Annotated in this window: 12 protein-coding genes; 6 read left to right on the top strand and 6 right to left on the bottom strand. The window is 69.9% G+C overall.

Annotated elements, in window-relative coordinates:
• Positions 1-104: 104 nt before the first annotated feature.
• Together ABD811_RS05415 and ABD811_RS05410 are read right to left on the bottom strand one after the other, a co-directional pair.
• Positions 105-1,046, bottom strand: a complete 942-nt coding sequence (locus ABD811_RS05415) for a LysR family transcriptional regulator (RefSeq protein WP_344941681.1) — start codon at positions 1,044-1,046, stop codon at positions 105-107.
• Positions 1,047-1,157: 111 nt separating this feature from the next.
• Complete coding sequence (locus ABD811_RS05410) at positions 1,158-4,592, bottom strand: tetratricopeptide repeat protein (RefSeq protein WP_344941678.1); 3,435 nt, start codon at positions 4,590-4,592, stop codon at positions 1,158-1,160.
• Between the two features lie 282 nt (positions 4,593-4,874).
• On the opposite strand from ABD811_RS05410, the gene ABD811_RS05405 reads away from it, so the two are divergent.
• Positions 4,875-5,483 carry a TetR family transcriptional regulator gene (locus ABD811_RS05405; RefSeq protein ID WP_344941675.1) on the top strand — a complete coding sequence of 203 codons (609 nt, stop codon included), beginning with the start codon at positions 4,875-4,877 and terminating at the stop codon, positions 5,481-5,483.
• Between the two features lies 1 nt (position 5,484).
• Positions 5,485-6,456: a glycoside hydrolase family 113 protein gene (locus ABD811_RS05400; RefSeq protein ID WP_344941671.1), complete on the top strand. Its 972-nt coding sequence runs from the start codon at positions 5,485-5,487 to the stop codon at positions 6,454-6,456.
• A gap of 52 nt (positions 6,457-6,508) precedes the next feature.
• Here ABD811_RS05400 and ABD811_RS05395 read toward each other — a convergent pair whose 3' ends face one another.
• Positions 6,509-7,240 (bottom strand): dienelactone hydrolase family protein, encoded by a 732-nt coding sequence (locus ABD811_RS05395; protein ID WP_344941668.1) that lies wholly within the window; start codon positions 7,238-7,240, stop codon positions 6,509-6,511.
• A gap of 517 nt (positions 7,241-7,757) precedes the next feature.
• On the opposite strand from ABD811_RS05395, the gene tgmA reads away from it, so the two are divergent.
• From tgmA to ABD811_RS05380, 3 genes are all read left to right on the top strand, one after another.
• Positions 7,758-8,012 (top strand): putative ATP-grasp-modified RiPP, encoded by a 255-nt coding sequence (tgmA, locus tag ABD811_RS05390; RefSeq protein WP_344941665.1) that lies wholly within the window; start codon positions 7,758-7,760, stop codon positions 8,010-8,012.
• A 10-nt stretch (positions 8,013-8,022) separates the two neighbouring features.
• Positions 8,023-8,985 (top strand): ATP-grasp ribosomal peptide maturase, encoded by a 963-nt coding sequence (gene tgmB, locus ABD811_RS05385; protein ID WP_344941662.1) that lies wholly within the window; start codon positions 8,023-8,025, stop codon positions 8,983-8,985.
• Positions 8,986-9,206: 221 nt separating this feature from the next.
• Positions 9,207-10,136, top strand: coding sequence for a methyltransferase domain-containing protein (locus tag ABD811_RS05380; RefSeq protein ID WP_344941659.1), 930 nt, complete (start codon positions 9,207-9,209; stop codon positions 10,134-10,136).
• Between the two features lie 405 nt (positions 10,137-10,541).
• On the opposite strand, the gene ABD811_RS05375 is transcribed toward ABD811_RS05380, so the two are convergent.
• Positions 10,542-11,150, bottom strand: a complete 609-nt coding sequence (locus ABD811_RS05375) for a TetR/AcrR family transcriptional regulator (RefSeq protein ID WP_344941656.1) — start codon at positions 11,148-11,150, stop codon at positions 10,542-10,544.
• Between the two features lie 132 nt (positions 11,151-11,282).
• Between ABD811_RS05375 and ABD811_RS05370 the strand changes: the two genes are divergently transcribed.
• Positions 11,283-11,504 (top strand): hypothetical protein, encoded by a 222-nt coding sequence (locus ABD811_RS05370; protein ID WP_344941653.1) that lies wholly within the window; start codon positions 11,283-11,285, stop codon positions 11,502-11,504.
• Positions 11,505-11,877: 373 nt separating this feature from the next.
• Here ABD811_RS05370 and ABD811_RS05365 read toward each other — a convergent pair whose 3' ends face one another.
• The gene (locus tag ABD811_RS05365; RefSeq protein WP_344941650.1) at positions 11,878-13,089 is read right to left on the bottom strand and encodes a helix-turn-helix domain-containing protein; all 1,212 of its coding nucleotides are present in this window, start codon (positions 13,087-13,089) and stop codon (positions 11,878-11,880) included.
• Positions 13,090-13,121: 32 nt separating this feature from the next.
• Positions 13,122-14,363: an NsdA family TPR-like regulatory protein gene (locus ABD811_RS05360; RefSeq protein WP_344941647.1), complete on the bottom strand. Its 1,242-nt coding sequence runs from the start codon at positions 14,361-14,363 to the stop codon at positions 13,122-13,124.
• Positions 14,364-15,081: the final 718 nt, after the last annotated feature.

The raw sequence follows: 15,081 nt of genomic DNA, 5'->3' as shown, positions 1-15,081 counted from the left end.
CCCTCTCCCCGCCACGGCCGTGAACGGATCTCAATGATTGTCCGGGAAGAGAGACGCCGTTACGCCCCCATCTTGTTCGCGAAAGGTTGTCGCGCGGCGGTGCATCAGCGGGTGAAGCCGGGACGGTCCTGGGCGGGCAGCCAGTGGGTCGACGCGTCGAGCGGTCGGAAGTGGCGCCTGACGTAGGAGATGAGCGTCGGCAGCGCCGGGTGGCGGTTCTGGCGGTGCCACAGCAGCGAGAACGGGAACACCGGCACCGGGTCGACGATGGGGAGCTGCACGACGTCCGGATTCCACGGCACCCGCATCCGCTCGCCCACCAGGCTGATCACGTCGGCCGAGGCGGCGACCCGCTCCACGTCGTCGTCCAGGCCGAAGTTGGGGCCCGAGGCGTCCATGTGCACGCCGAACCGCGCGGTGAAATGCCGGTAGTACTCGGCCCACTCGGTGTCGGGACTCGCGAGGCCGGGCATCCAGGCCGTCATTCCCCGCAGCGCCGCGACCGGCACCTGCCGTTCGGAGGCGAGCGGATGCCGCCGCCCGACGAGCACGTGCATCCGATCCGCGTAGGCGGGCGCGTGCGCGACCGCCTCGTCCAGCTCACCGGTGACACGGGCGAACGAGGCGTCGATCTCTCCCCGGACCAGCGCGGGCGCGATCGCCCGGAGTCCCTCCTTCGACCTGACGGTCTCGATCTCGAGGTCCGGGACCGACGCGTGGAAGTCCCGCACCACCTCGTTCGTGGCGATCCGGCTGCTGAGCACGTCCACCCGCAGCGCCCGGTGCCGGCTGCGCAGCAGCGCCACGGACTGGTCGGCGAGGGCGAGCAGGGCACGGGCGTTGACGAGGAAGGCCGCGCCGTCCTCGGTGAGCTCGGCCCCGGTGCGCGTCCGGTGGAACAGGGCCGTGCCGAGGTCGGCCTCAAGCCGCGCCACCCGTTTGGAGACCGCCTGCTGGCTCAGCCCCAGCACATCGGCGGCCTCGCCGAAGAACCGAGCGTCGGCGACGGCCACGAACGCCCGTACCGCCCCCAGATCAAGATCCACTGCTCTCGTGCAACTCCCGCTTGCGCCACGCCGGAGCGCCGGACGTCGCGCCCGGCCGCTCGAATACGAAACCCGCCGACGACCGTACAACCACCGGGCGCGGACGCTTCGTCAGGTTTCCCGCAGCCGGTCGAGCAGCCGCTCGGCGTCGGCGTCGAAGCCGTCGAAGCCGCTTGCGAGCGCGCGCTTCATCATCGCGATGGCGCGGTCGCGCTCGCCGGTCTCGGCGAGGTGTTCGCCCAGCCGGTACGCGGCCTCGGCGACGTACTCGGGGTTGTCGCTCAGCTCCAGGGTCCGCTCGTAGTGGCGGGCCGCCTCGGCCTTGTCGCCCAGCCAGTAGTACAGCTCCGCCAAGTGCGCCACGGCCGTGGGGATGTGCCTGTCGTCACCGGAGTCGATGACCTTCTGGAACCACGGGAGCGCCTCGTCGAGGTCGTGCCGGCTCTTGGCGTTGAGCGCCATGCTCAACTGGGCGATCAACGCGATCTCCTGCTCCTCCTCCCCCTTGGAGTTGGCGAACATCTTCAGGAGCGCGCGCAGGATCGGCTCGGAGGCCTCGAAGTCCCCATGGAGGCCGTGGATCTGCGCCAGGTAGAGCAGGGACCACCGCGCGTCGTACGGATACTCCTCCTCCCACCGCTCACGCCACGCGTCGACGGCGGCCTGGTACGCGTCGCGCGCTCCCGCCAGATCGCCCATGTCGCGCAGTTTGTCGCCGAGCCGCTTGGCGGTGTGCGCCCGCCCGTGCGCCGGGTCACCGGCCGCCACGGCGCGTTCGTGGGCGTCGCGGGCGGCCTCGACCGCTCCCGCCTTGTCGCCCAGCTTTCCCAGGACGGTGGCCAGGTTGAACGCGGCGTTGGTCGCGTGCGAGCCGTCCGCCTGACGGCGGGCCCGCCGGTAGGCCTCGGCGGCCTCCGCCAGCCTGCCGTCGCCGGAGAGGATGTGCCCCAGCCCGAGAGACGCGCGGCCGGCGGCGATCCGATCGTCTCCCTCGATCGCCATCGCGTAGGCGATGCGCGCCTTCTCGTAGTCCTCGTCCTTGTAGAAGGCGTCGGCGATTTCGACGATCAGGCGGTCCTCGCGGCCGTGCCGCAGTGCGTGCCGTGCGCCTTCCAGATCGTCCCGGACGGTCAGCAGGACGGCCTGGCAGGTGCCCGCCCACCGCGCGTACGGCAGGACGCCGGTGTCGGCGACGGTGCCCCAGTCTCGCAACGCGTCGTCCCACTCCTTCCGGGAGCCGCTGTCGCGCGCCGCCAGGAACAGCCCGTACGCGGCGGACTCGGGGGCGCCGTCAAGCTCGCGCAACACCTGGGTGAGAGGGTGGTCGCCGGGCTCGTCGGACGTCTCGACGATCCGCGCGCCCAGCGAGGTGGCCAGGCGGCTGCCGTGGGCGTGGCGTTCACCGCTCCACGCCTTCAGCCATTCCAGGGCGCCCTGGACGGCGTACGGGTTGCCGTTCAGCGCGCCCAGCCCGACGGCGGCGAGGGCCGGATCGGCGATCTCCATCAGCGGCTGGGCGAGGACGAACGCCTCGCGGATCTCCTCGGTCGCGGTCTCCCGCTCGACCAGCAGCTCACCGAGCCGGACGGCGATCCACGGCAGGATCCCGTACGGGCTCTCGCGGGTGGCCCGGGCCGTCTCGCAGGCGCGGCTCAGCACCCCGATGGCCTCGTCGTGCTCCCCCGAGGCGATCAGCAGGCCGCCGAGCAGGTATCCGGCGTAGGACGCGGCGAGCGGGTCGTCCGCCCCCTGAGCCCGCGCGAGGATCTCCCGGTCGCCGAGCAGGCGTCCGAGCAGGACCGTGGCCAGTTCGCCGCCCGTTTCGTAAATGCTGCGGGCGGTCTCGGTGTCGCCGAGGTGCTCGGCGGCCATCGCGCGCTGGAGCGACTCGTCGTCAAGTGCGCTCAGGGCCACGGACGCCTGCGGCGCGGCCTCCGGGTCCTCGCCTGAGGCGACCCGGCGCAGGCACTCGACGGCCAGGCCGCTGGACGGGGCCAACGCGGCCAGCGTCAGGTCGGCGCGCATCCCGGCCGAGGTGCGCCCCTTCCCCGTGTGGGCGCTCAGCAACTCGCGTGCGGCGTCGGCATCACCCGCGCGGGCGGCCTCGACCCCGCGCTCGACCTCGTCGGCGGCGCGGGCGTCCGCCGCCCTGGCGGGCAGGTGACCGATCACCTCGAAGGCCGGCGCCGGGCTCGGCGACGCCGGGAGGACGGGAATGATCCGCACCTCGCTCGGCTGTCCGCCCGGGTGGTGCAGGTCGACGGCGAGGAACCGTCCGTCCGGCGACCAGGCGACCGCCCCGGCGCGGCGGCGGAACCGGGCCCGGGCGACCAGCCTCCCGCCCTCGTCGACCTGCCGGAGCGTGGGTTCGACCGCGTCGTCCACCGCCTCGGTGACGGCCAGGTAGGTGCCGTCCGGGCTGGCCGCGAAGTCGGTCACGTCCCCGTCGGTCTCCACGACGCCCCGGAACCTTCCGTCCTGCGGGTCGAGCACGGAGAACCGCATGGGGTCGCCCCTGCCGTCGAGCGCGAACATCCGGGACTCGTCGGAGGAGAAGGCGACCGCCCATGCGTCGGGCGGGAACTCGGCCGCGTCGGCCTCGGGGTCGATGCCCAGCAGGACGGTGCGATCGGTGGTGTGAGGGGCGCTGACGAACTCGACCCCGGGCCCTTCGCCGAACTCGACGCGGTAACGGCCCGTGAGGGAGCGGACAAAGCCGGCCTCCAACGGCACCTCCACCCCGGCTCCCGCGTCGACATCCCATGCCACCTGCGGCTCGTAGCGGATCTTCGGCCGTGCGACGATCACATGGCGTCCGGGCACCCACATCAGGCCCATCCCCGACGAGGGCCGCGGGATCGTGAACCGCGCCCGCTCGGTCCAGCCTTCCGTGCCGTACACGACCACTTCGCCATGCCCCCCGCCGACGGCGAGCAGGGTTCCGTCGTCGGAGAAGGCCAGGGCACCCGCGCCCGGGTCGCCGACCGTCCGGCCAGGGAACGGGACCAGGGAGGCCACCGCCTCGCCGAAGCGCGGCTCGCCGGGCACGTCCCCGCCTCCGAACTCGGGGCTCGGATACCAGACGGTGGCCCAGCTGTAGCCCGGCTCCACGCCGGTGAGCCAGCGCGGGTCGGTCACGCGCACCACGTAGTCGGCCTGGACGAGCCGGTGCTCGTCCACCCAACCCCCGTGCCGCTCGTAGTAGAAGTCGTGGATGTGCTCCCAGTCGTCGGCATCCGGCTCGGCGTTGCGTTCGGCCACCCGCTGGACGCTCCTGACGTAGGAGCCCGTGTTCTCCTCCGTCCAGGCGTCGTCCATCAGCACCTTGTAGTCGAACTCCGCCAGCGTCCCGTCGGGGGAGTTCCCCCGGCTCGTCCACTGGTAGGCGTAGTCCCAGAGCAGGCGCAGGAAGAACACGGGATCGTCGGGAAGGTCGAGGGCCTCCCTGAACGCGCTCTCGTAGTAGACGACGAAGATCCGCATCCGCACGCTCAGCCGGTCGGGCGCGACCGCCAGGACCCGTGCGCCGTACAGATCGGTGGACATGAGGGGCTCCAAACATGATCAACGACTGGGGGCGCTCAGCATGCCAGCCCCCACCGACACCCCACCCCGCATCCGCCGACCCCGGCCGATGCCGCTCCGGCGAACGCCCCGGCCGGACACCAAGCCCGCCCTTCCTCGTCCTCACGCCTGGCAACCAGACGCCCTCCTCGCGCAGGATCCCGTCCCGACTCGGTCCGGGCCGGTGAACGTGACCTCGGCGACCGCCTCGGGCATGTCCTGAACCGAGTTCATTCTTGAACCGAGTATGGTTATTGTGGCCGTGTGGCAGGGCTTCGCGAGCGCAAGAAGGAACAGACCAGGCAACGGATCGCCGCGGTGGCGTTGCGGATGTTCACCGAGCGCGGTTTCGACGCGGTGACCGTCAACGAGATCGCCGAGGCCGCCGAGGTGGCCAAGGCAACGCTCTTCGCGTACTTCCCGACCAAGGAAGCGCTCGCCCTCCACGGTGTGGGCGGCGACGACCTGGCCGAGATCGTCGCCCGGCGGCCGCCCGGCCAGACGTTCCTGGAGGCGCTGCGAGCGCACTATCGCGCGTTCGCCGCCGCGCAGCTACCCGAGGCGGACCTCGACGCACTGCTCGCCCGGGTACGCGTGATCCAGAACAGCCCCGCACTCCAGAACGCGGCGAACGCTCTGCTCTATCAGCAGCGCCAGGCGTTGGCGCAGGTCCTGGCGGACGAGCACGGTCCCACGGCGGCCGCGCTCATGGCGGCCCAGATCGCCGCGTCCCTGCTCACCCTCCAGGAGACGTACTTCCAGCGTCTGCTGGGCGGGGCCTCCGCCGAGGACGTCGGCCGCGCCCTGCGCCAGGACGTCGAGCTGGCATTCGACCTGCTGGAGAACGGACTCAATCACTCGGAGGGGCGCTGACGTGCGTGCGCGGGGCATCAACTACGACACCGGGACCTTCCCCGGCCGTCTCCTCACCCGCAAGGCCTTCGACCCCGAGCAGGTCCGGCGCGACATGACTGCGATCGCCGGTGACCTGCACTGCGACGCCGTGCGCATCTCCGGCCGCGACACCGAGCGGCTGAGCATCGCCGCCCGGCACGCGGCCGACGCCGGCCTGGAAGTGTGGTTCTCCCCGTTCCCGGCCGACCTTCCCCCACGGCAGATCCTGCCGTTCTTCGCCGACTGCGCGCAGCGCGCCGAGGCCCTGCGACAGGACGGCGCGGAGGTGGTGCTCGTCACCGGCTGCGAGCTCAGCGCCTTCGCCCACGGCTTCCTTCCCGGCGACACCTACCTCGACCGCCTCCACGCCATGGCCACCGCCGACCTGCAATGGTGGACCTCCCTCGGGCCGGTCCCAGAGCGCCTCAACGCCTTCCTCGCCCAGGCCGCGTCGACGGTGCGCGCCCACTTCGGCGGGAGGATCACCTATGCCTCCGGCCCCTGGGAACCCGTCGACTGGGATCCGTTCGACCTGGTGGGCATCGACGCCTACCGGACCGCGCAGAACGCTGACGTTTTCCGCACCCACCTGCGCGAGTTCTTCTCCCACGGCAAGCCTGTCGCCATCACCGAGTACGGCACGTGCGCCTACCGAGGCGCGGGCGACCTGGGCGGTATGGCCTGGCAGCCGCCACCGGGAGCGGTCCCGGACGAGGAGGAGCAAGTGCGCTACCTCAACGAACTGCTCGACATCTTCGAGGAAGAAGGCGTCGACACCGCGTTGTGGTTCTCCTTCGCCAACTTCGACAAACCCCGCGACCGCGACATCGCCTCCTACGGCGTCGTGCGCATGCTCGACGAGACCCACTGGGAACCGAAAAAGGTCTTCCACGCCATGAGCGCCAGATATCAAACCGCCGCCCCGGCCGGCAGTGACGCTCCCGAGCGCTGACGAAGTGCTCAGTCACGGCCGGCGCGAGGCGGAGGTTCCTTGACGCGGCCCGCTAACCGAGGTGCCGTGTGAAGAACCGCAGGGAGCTGCCGGTCTCGAACTCGGGGATCTCCCCGTGCTTGCCGGGGTTGGCGTGCAGCGTCTTGTCGGCCGAGGTCAGGGCGTCGAACAGCGCCAGGCCCTGATCCCGTGGCACCCGCTCGTCGTCCCACTGGAGCAGGAACTGCACCGGGACGGTGACCCGGGCGGCGGTTTCGGCCAGCCCCTGCACGCCGAGCAGGCCCACCACCGCCGCGCGGACCCGGGGTTCCGCAGCGATGAGGGGGATGCCGAGCGCACATCCCATCGACATGCCGAAGTAGCCCACCGGGCCGCCGCCGACGTGGTCCAGTTCCTGAACCGCGGTCAATACCGCCTGCCACTCCGGGACAGCTTGGCCGGCCAGCAACGTGTGCATCGTTGCGAGTTGCGCACCGACGTCCTCACCCGCGACCACACCGGCCCGCAACTCGGCCGCGACCCGGGCGAACTCCTCGCTTCTCGGCCGGTCGCCATGGTTGGGCGCATCGACCGCGACCACCGCGAACCCGCCCTCGGTGACGAAGTGATGCGCGCGAGCCACGATGCCGGGCGCCTTCTTGTGCTGCCCGCCGCCGTGGCCCATCAGAATCAGGGGACGAGCCCCGTCGGCGCCTTCCGGTGTCCACAGCACACCGGGGATCTCGCCGAGGACAAAGGACTGTTCGGTGACGCCGTCCAACGACGTCTGAGAGGTGAAGCGCACAGCGTTCCACGCCTTTCGGGATGCCTTCTGCGGGCGCTCCCTAGACCGTGCGAGGGAGGGAGCCCCGACCTGTCACAGTGTCGATCGGTCTCACCTCCTCAGCTCGCACCGATGCACGGCGGCGCCGAACCTACCACGACGCCTGCCCCCCCAACAGACACATCCACCTACGGCACCCCCTCCGACGTAGCGACGAACCGTCCCCAGGCACCGGCAACCTCGTGCGCACAGCTCGCGCTACGCCCGCAAAGGCCGGCGGCATCGACACCAACGGCGTGGCGCTTCGGAACGTGGCACGACCGCCAACCGAACTCGCAAGATGCTCTCCACTGCCATCAGCGGCACTTCTGTGCCCTCTGGGATTGACAAGGTTTTTCGTACGGAAACAGCCTCGTGTCAGCGCGTCCTACGGTGCCCGGCGACAGCGCGTCGCCGGACACAAGGCAAAGCCTGGTTGCAACGCCATCCTCCGGGTCTTGCCGGACAGTACGGGCGGCACCAGGAAGGAGACGACACGATGGCCTTGGTCCGCCCCTGGGGCCTTACCCGGCTCTCGCCGTTCGCGAAGGTCAGCGCCTTCCCCCCGTACACGATGGTGCTCGATCCCGAGACTCAGACCGGCCTCTGCATCATGGAGGACGGATCGATCGTCAGCGCGAAGCACCGCAAGAGCAACAGGGCCACTGAAACCAGGACCCAGGCCGGCAAGGGCGATGGCGGTGACCACAAGCAGTACGACCCGGATACCGACCAGGACAGCGAAGAGGACTAGAGGGCCGGCGTTGCGAGACGACCGCCCCGTCCTCGTACTGAGCGAGCTGGACGACGCCACCGCCGACAGCGTGATCATGGAGCTCCTGGCGCGTGATGTGCCCGTCGTGCGGCTGGACCCGGGCGTGGACTTCCCCAGTGACACGACGTTCGCCGCCCGGCTTGACGAGTCCGGCTCGTGGGCGGGTGACTTGGCGACGGGGACCCGGCGTCTTGATCTGACGTCGGTCAGGGCGGTCTACAGACGTCGGCCGACCCCGCACGCGCCCTCCCCGATCCTGCGACCGCACGAGGCAGAGTTCGCCGCGAGGGAGGCCCGGCAGGGGTTCAGCGGCATCCTCGCGAACCTTCCGAACTGCCTGTACGTCAACCACCCGGACGCCAACCGGGCGGCCGCCATGAAAGCCCGGCAACTCACCGTCGCAGCACGGCTCGGGTTTCGCGTACCGGCGACACTGATCACCAACGATCTGGAGCGGGCTCGTGCGTTCGCCCTGAAGCACGGACACGTCATCTACAAGCCGCTCACCCACGTCAGGCACATGACCCCTGAGGGGCCGCTGACGATCTGGACACAACCCGTCCACGCTGACGAACTGGACGACACGATCGCGGGGACGGCACATCTCTTCCAGTGCCTCGTCGACAAGGTCGCAGACCTGCGCGTGACGGTAGTGGGCGAGCAGGTCTTCTGCATCCGAATCGACTCGAACCCACACCAACTGGACTGGCGATACGACTATGACCGGCTGACCTACACCTGGTGCGAAACTCCACCCGGGCTGGCTGGTCCCATGGTCCGCTATCTGGAGCACTTCGGCCTCGCGTTCGGATGCTTCGACTTCGGGCTGACCGCCGAGGGCGAGCAGGTGTTCTTCGAGTGCAACCCCAACGGCCAGTGGTCCTGGCTCGAAGAACGGACAGGGGCGCCGATCGCGGCGGCCTTCGCCGACCTCCTCAAAGGGGGAGCATGACGACGACAGCCCAACGCATCGACCACCTGGCCGACGCCTTGGAAGCGTCCGGTGAGCTGACCGACCCCACATGGCGGAGGGCGATGCATGCCGTTCCCCGCCACCTGTTCGTCCCCGAACGCGGTTACGCGATGCCCTGTCACCCCGAAGCCGGCCCACTTCCGCACGCGATCGACCGGGACGCCGACCCGGACCAATGGTGGACGGCCGTCTACTCCAACATGTCGATCATCACGCAGCGCGACGACGGGGCGTCGGACCCCGCTTCCGCCGATGGCGCGGCGTCCTCTTCGAACTCCGCACCCGGCGTCGTCTTCCCCTTCCTGGAACTTCTCAGCCCCACCATGGGCGAACGCATCCTCGACATCGGCACCGGAACCGGCTGGACCGCCGCACTGCTGGCCGATCGCGTGGGATCCGAGAACGTCACCAGCGTGGAGATCGACCCGACGATCGCCGCCCAAGCCGCCGAGAACCTCCGGACAGCCGGGTACACGCCGACCCTCGTCGTGGGCGACGGAACCGAGGGTTGGCCGCAAGGCGCACCATATGACGGCATCCACGTAACAGCGGGCGTCCGGGACATCCCCTACGCATGGGTTAAGCAACTCCGCCCCGGTGGCCGGGCGGTCCTGCCCTGGATGCCCGAAGGCATGGGCGGGTTCAAGGTCAAGATGACCACCACCCCCGAGGGCCATGGCATCGGGACGTTCCACGGGCGGGCCGGATACATGATGCTGCGATCGCAGCGCCCGACCTCGGTCTGGGCAGACCGTCACCGGGACGAGGCCCAGGTGACCAAGACCCGTCTGGACCCCAGGCAGATCGAGGACGCCGGAGACGGTGCCGAACTCGCGATGCTCATGGACGTCCCCGGCCTGTTCACGCTGCGAATGGCCAACCCCGACGGGACCATGTCCTACCTGCTGGCAGAGGTGGGGAACCCCGATGGGGCGTGGGCGGCCTGCGACTCCAGCCCGACAGGCGAGCACACCGTCACCCAATACGGAGAACGACGGCTGTGGGACGAGGTGGAGACCGCGTTCGCACAGTGGACCGAAAGGGGCTCGCCCGGGCCAGAACGGTTCGGCCTTCTCATCAGCGAACTGGGAACGCGCCTCTGGCTGGACGACCCGCCCCAGGCCCCATGATCTGCGAAGCGATGCCAGACAGCAGATGAAGCGGCGCAACTCAAGAGCTCACCGTCGACGGCATCCCCAGAAACCCGGCGCGTGCCGAAGCCGTGCGAAGACGTCCGTCGCCGCCCTGCGCACGGCTCTGACGTGCGACGAAGCGTTCTCAGGCGCCGTCGACCTCGCCGGCTGGCGCGCACAGTGCGCGGTACTGCTCGCCATGACAGCGTGGTGGCCGTGTAGGCGTCGCTCTTGGCCGAGTCGTACCGGTAGTTCGGGCCGGTCGGGCATCGACAGTGGTGCGACGAGCTCTTCAACATGCCCACCTGTTCCGCTGGATCTCGCCATTGCGACGGTCAAGGAAGGGCATCGCCCGCTCGGTCCTGGATGTCGCCGCGTTCATCGGCGGCAGTACCAGGGCGGCTATGGCTGCGAGGTGGCGAAGATGCGGTCGAGCTGGTGATCGATGAGGGACACGGCCTGTTCGGGGGTGTGCTGGCCGAGCAGAACGCTGGCCTGCAGTCCTTCGGCGCCCGCGACCAGGAAGGCGGCTTCGGCCGCGATGTCGATGCTGGGGGGCAGCTCACCGAGTTCGCGTGCGCGGCCGAGCAGCGTGGCGACGAGTTTCTCCAGGGCGGGTGGAGATTCACGGACTGCCGCGGCCAGGGCGGGGTCGTTGAGGAAGCGCACGAAGTAGGCCACGTGCACCAGGTGCCGGTTGCGTCGTTCCTCGTCCAGCGGGAGGAGTTCCAGGAGCACCCCGCGCACGAGTAGGTGCATGCTGGGTGATTCGCCCAGTTGTGTGAGGCGTGCACGGGCCCGCTGCTCGGCGTCGGTGTTGAGGATCTCCAGGGCTCCGAGCAGCAGCTTGTCGCGGGTGCCGAAGTAGTACTGCAGCAGCCGGGCGGACACTCCGGCCTCGGCCGCGACCTGCCGCAGCGTGACGTGCTCCAGCCCACCGCGGGCGGCCAGGCGCCATACGGCCTCGGCGATCTGTCGGCGGCGCAGGTCGTGATCCACGTGTCGGGGCATGCGTCCCCTCCTTCGCGGGAGCCTCGACCTTTGTGGTGCGATCGTACCAACGCGATGTTATGGTGCGATCGCACCACAACCTGTGCGGTGCGGCCGTCAGGGCCGCCGAGCGAGAAGGAGAACCAAGCACCCATGAAGTCCTCGATCGTGCTGACCATTGGCGTGGTTCTGCTGGGACTGGGGGCGCAGGGCGCCATCCGGCTGCTGGCCGACCACGACAACGCCGGGTTGCTGGGCTGGCTGCCCGGCGGGTTCGCGGCGTGGCTGGTGTGTTACGCGGTGGCGACTGTCGCCGGAGTGCTGCTGGCCGCCTGGGGAAGTGCCAAGGCCAAGCAGAGCGGACGCGGCAAGTGACCGACCGACCAACCACGGCCGCACGCCCCTCCGGCCACGCGCGTGTCCCTCCCAGCGACGCCCGGCCTCACCCCGGCCGCCACGTCAGGGGTCGCCTCCACTCTCTGACGTGCGACACCCGGCCAGTCGCGAGGGACGCAGGGACTTCGGCGTTCCCTGCCCATCGCCCGGACTGCCGCGTCCGTGGGCGGTGGGTGTCGGAACGACCGCGAGGGTGGCCATGGCTGGACTCGTTGACGACGGCGCACGCCGCATTGGTGAGAACGTGCGGAACGCGCGGGAGTACCGCGCCATGTCCTGGCTCTCCAGGGTGGAAACGGCAAGGCGCAATTGGAGCGTCGCTCTGACGGGCGACGAAGGTCCGCTCGTGTTCTCAGGCGCCGTCGACCTCGTGATCGGCCGGTGCGCACAGTTCGCGGTAGGCCTCCCGAACGCCGGCCGCTTCTGGTACGCCGCGCGCTTCCAGAGCATTGATGACTTCGGCCGCGCGCCAGTGGCTTGACGGCACCAACCGGCCGCTGGTGACGGCTTCCAGCGTCACGTGCGCCGCCTCGTCGGGCTGGTCGGCGGCCAGCAGGGCGAGCGCGAGATCGAGCCGTGCGGACGCTGCGCGCCGCGGACGTGCCGGGGCTCTGGACGGTTCTTCCAGACGGGCCAGCACACCCCGTGCGTACGGCTCGGCTGCGGGGTCTCCCAGCCATGACAGCGTGGTGGCCGTGTAGGCATCGCTCTTGGCCGGGTCGTACCGGTAGTGATGTTCGGGCCGGTCGGGCATCGGCAGGGGGGCGACGAGCCGTTCGACACGCGCCAGGGCGTCACGAGTCTCCGGACCGGCGCCGAGCCGTGCCCAAGCCCGCCCTTCCTGCGCGTTCGCCTGGATGAACGCCGAACTCCCGCGCGGTGCGATCTCCTGCGCCCCTCGCGACAGCGTGATCGCCGCCCGGTAGGCGCCGTCGGTGACGGCTTGCCACGCCTGCGTCTCCAGTGTCCACGCGATGATCTCGGGGTGCTCGGCGTGCTCGCCGAGCTGCGCGGCGGTCCGCAGGCGCGCGGCGGCAGCCGGGCGCCGACCGAGGTCCACATCGCACGTCGCCGCGAGCAGTGACAGCCACCCTCCGACGACGACGAGACGTCGGTGCTCGGTCAGCGTCATCCGTGTGTCGAGGAGCCGGGAGACGTAGCCGAGGTGTCGCCTGATGCGCGCCAGCAGCTCGGCCGGTGAGGTGCGTGGATAGGCGGACGCGAGATCGTCCACGGTCATCTCCAGCACCGTCAGAGTCTCGTCTCCGACATCGCTCGCGGCCACGCGGCGTGCCAGCTCCAGCGCCTCCATCTCGTCATCGGAGTCCGCCCCGGGCACAGTGGGCCCGGTCGATGAGGACGACCGCAACGCCGCGAGCGCGCCGTCCGCGCCAAGAATCTCGTCGAGCCGCCCGGCCAGCTTCTCGGAAGGACACTTGCGCCCGTTGACGACCCGCGACAGGTTCCCCTTGTCGTAGGGGACCGCCTTGGCCAGCTCACCCAAACTCACGTGCCGCACGGCCATCAGCTCACGCAGCTTCTCAGTGAAGGTAATTCGCTTCATCCCGGGTCCGTCCGTGGATGCTCCACGTGATCTCAGGCGTCCTGTGCATTGTCCAGAAGCGCTCGGACGGCCGGCACGTCCGCGAAGTGCCTGAGCCGGTTGAGGACCACGTTGGCTCGCTTGGCCGTCCGCTCGCTTGCGACGTCGGCGGACAGTTCCAGCATCCGAGAGGCCGCGGCGGCGGCCTGCTCCGGCTCGTTCGCATCCGCCAGGGCGATCGCCAGCCACGACAGATACAGCGCGAGTTCCCGCGTATGGGTCGTGTCGTATCGGCCGAGCACATCGACCAGCAACGGCACGGCGCGCAGGGGGCGCCGAAGTTCCGTGTACGCCCGCGCCTCCATGATCTGGAGTTCACCGGCGTCCACCCAGTAGAGGTAAGCCGGATCGCCTTCCACAGTCCCGCCTTCATCGAGCGCCATGCGGGCCTCGCCGAGCGCCCGTGTTGTGGTCTGTGCGTCCTGTGCGCGGGCAGCCGCCCACGCGACGCGATCCCAGGCCAGAGCGCGCGCTCGCGGGGTGGCATCTGGACCGGCGGCGTCCAACGCCTCGCACGCGAGCGCGAGGGCCTCCCTCGCGTCGCGGACGTTGGACGTCTGGTAGGCCAACGACCCGATCAGATTCGACACGAGTGTGCCGTCACCGGCCTCGCGGGCCGCGTCAATGCCCAGGCGGTAGGTGTCGGCGGCCCGCCGATGCTGTCCGGCGTCACTGGCGATCCAACCGGCGATCTGCGCGAACTCCCCGATCACGGTCAGCAGTTCGCGGCCGACGTCCTCCGTGTACGTCGATTCCTCGTACACGCGCACGGCGGTGCGCAACTCCCGGAAGGCGGGTGCCAGCAGATCTCCGCCGGCGAGGACGTCATCGGCCAGGCGCAGGCCATGAACACGGGCGGAGAGATCGGCGACGACCCCCGAGCCCACTCGTCCACCGCTGATGGCGTCGATGCGGGCGGGCAGATCTCCCTGTGCGAGTAGATCGAAATCCGAACCGAGCGAGGGGGCGGCGTCGCTCTCCACGCCGAACAGCTCAGCCTCGGGCTTGCCGAGCAGACGGCAGTAGAGCGCGCGGTAGCGAGGACGAGGGATCCATTTACCGGCCTCCCACTGTTTGATCATGTCGGTCAGGTCTTTGACGTGCGCGATATGCGGCAATTCCTGGGGAGTGGCCTTATCGCGCAGGAGCCGTGCCATCTCCCCACGAGTCCAGTACGGGCTGCTTTCGCGCACCTCGCGGAGCCTCGCACCAATGATCTTCTTTTCGGCGGACATGTCGTGGCGCACCTCTCGCCGACGGGGCGGGAGAGGATCAGGGAGGAACCGAGATCCTCCCCGATCCTCCCCCATTCTGCCTCTCGTTTTCCGGCGTCCGCACTCGATTCACTAACGGTGACCGAATTGGCGATGCCGTGGGTTCGCCAAACAAGACGGCCCCAGGCCGCTGCGGCTACAGCGGAAACCCCGGGGCCTCGCCGGCCGCTGGGAACCGCGGTCATCGCTGGTCCGCGCTTTCCATGCGCGGCCCGGCGATCGATCACATGCTCCACGTGGCGGTGCCGGACGCGCCGGACACGAAGAGATCACCTGCGTGACCCGGCCAGCGGACGGGGGTCGTGGTTCTGGAGTTAGGAGGGGAAGACAATCGCAGAGGCTGACGCGGCCGTGCTGGTATTGGGGCGCCTCAACCGACGCGCCGAAGGAGCCTCAGCGGCGTCGTCTGACCGCACCGACGCTGGGGTCGCGACGTGGACGGCCGAAGTCCGCGTCGAAAAGGTGCTCACCGTGCTGCGTTCGCGGTTCCCGTGGGCGAGGGTGTGGGAGGGGGCTCACTGGGAGCTTGTGGGGGGGCCCGGCGTGACCGGTCCGGCCGCGTCCATCTGGTCGAGACGGAGACCCGGTGCAACTCGGACGGCGCCTGGAAGCAGCCGGTGTGCGGCCCGTCCACCCCGCAGGCGCCGACCAGGATCTCTGGAACGCCGCCTCCACTGAC

Source organism: Actinomadura miaoliensis, assembly GCF_039536785.1.
Lineage (GTDB): Bacteria > Actinomycetota > Actinomycetes > Streptosporangiales > Streptosporangiaceae > Spirillospora > Spirillospora miaoliensis.
This window is presented reverse-complemented; position numbering and strand designations above follow the sequence as displayed.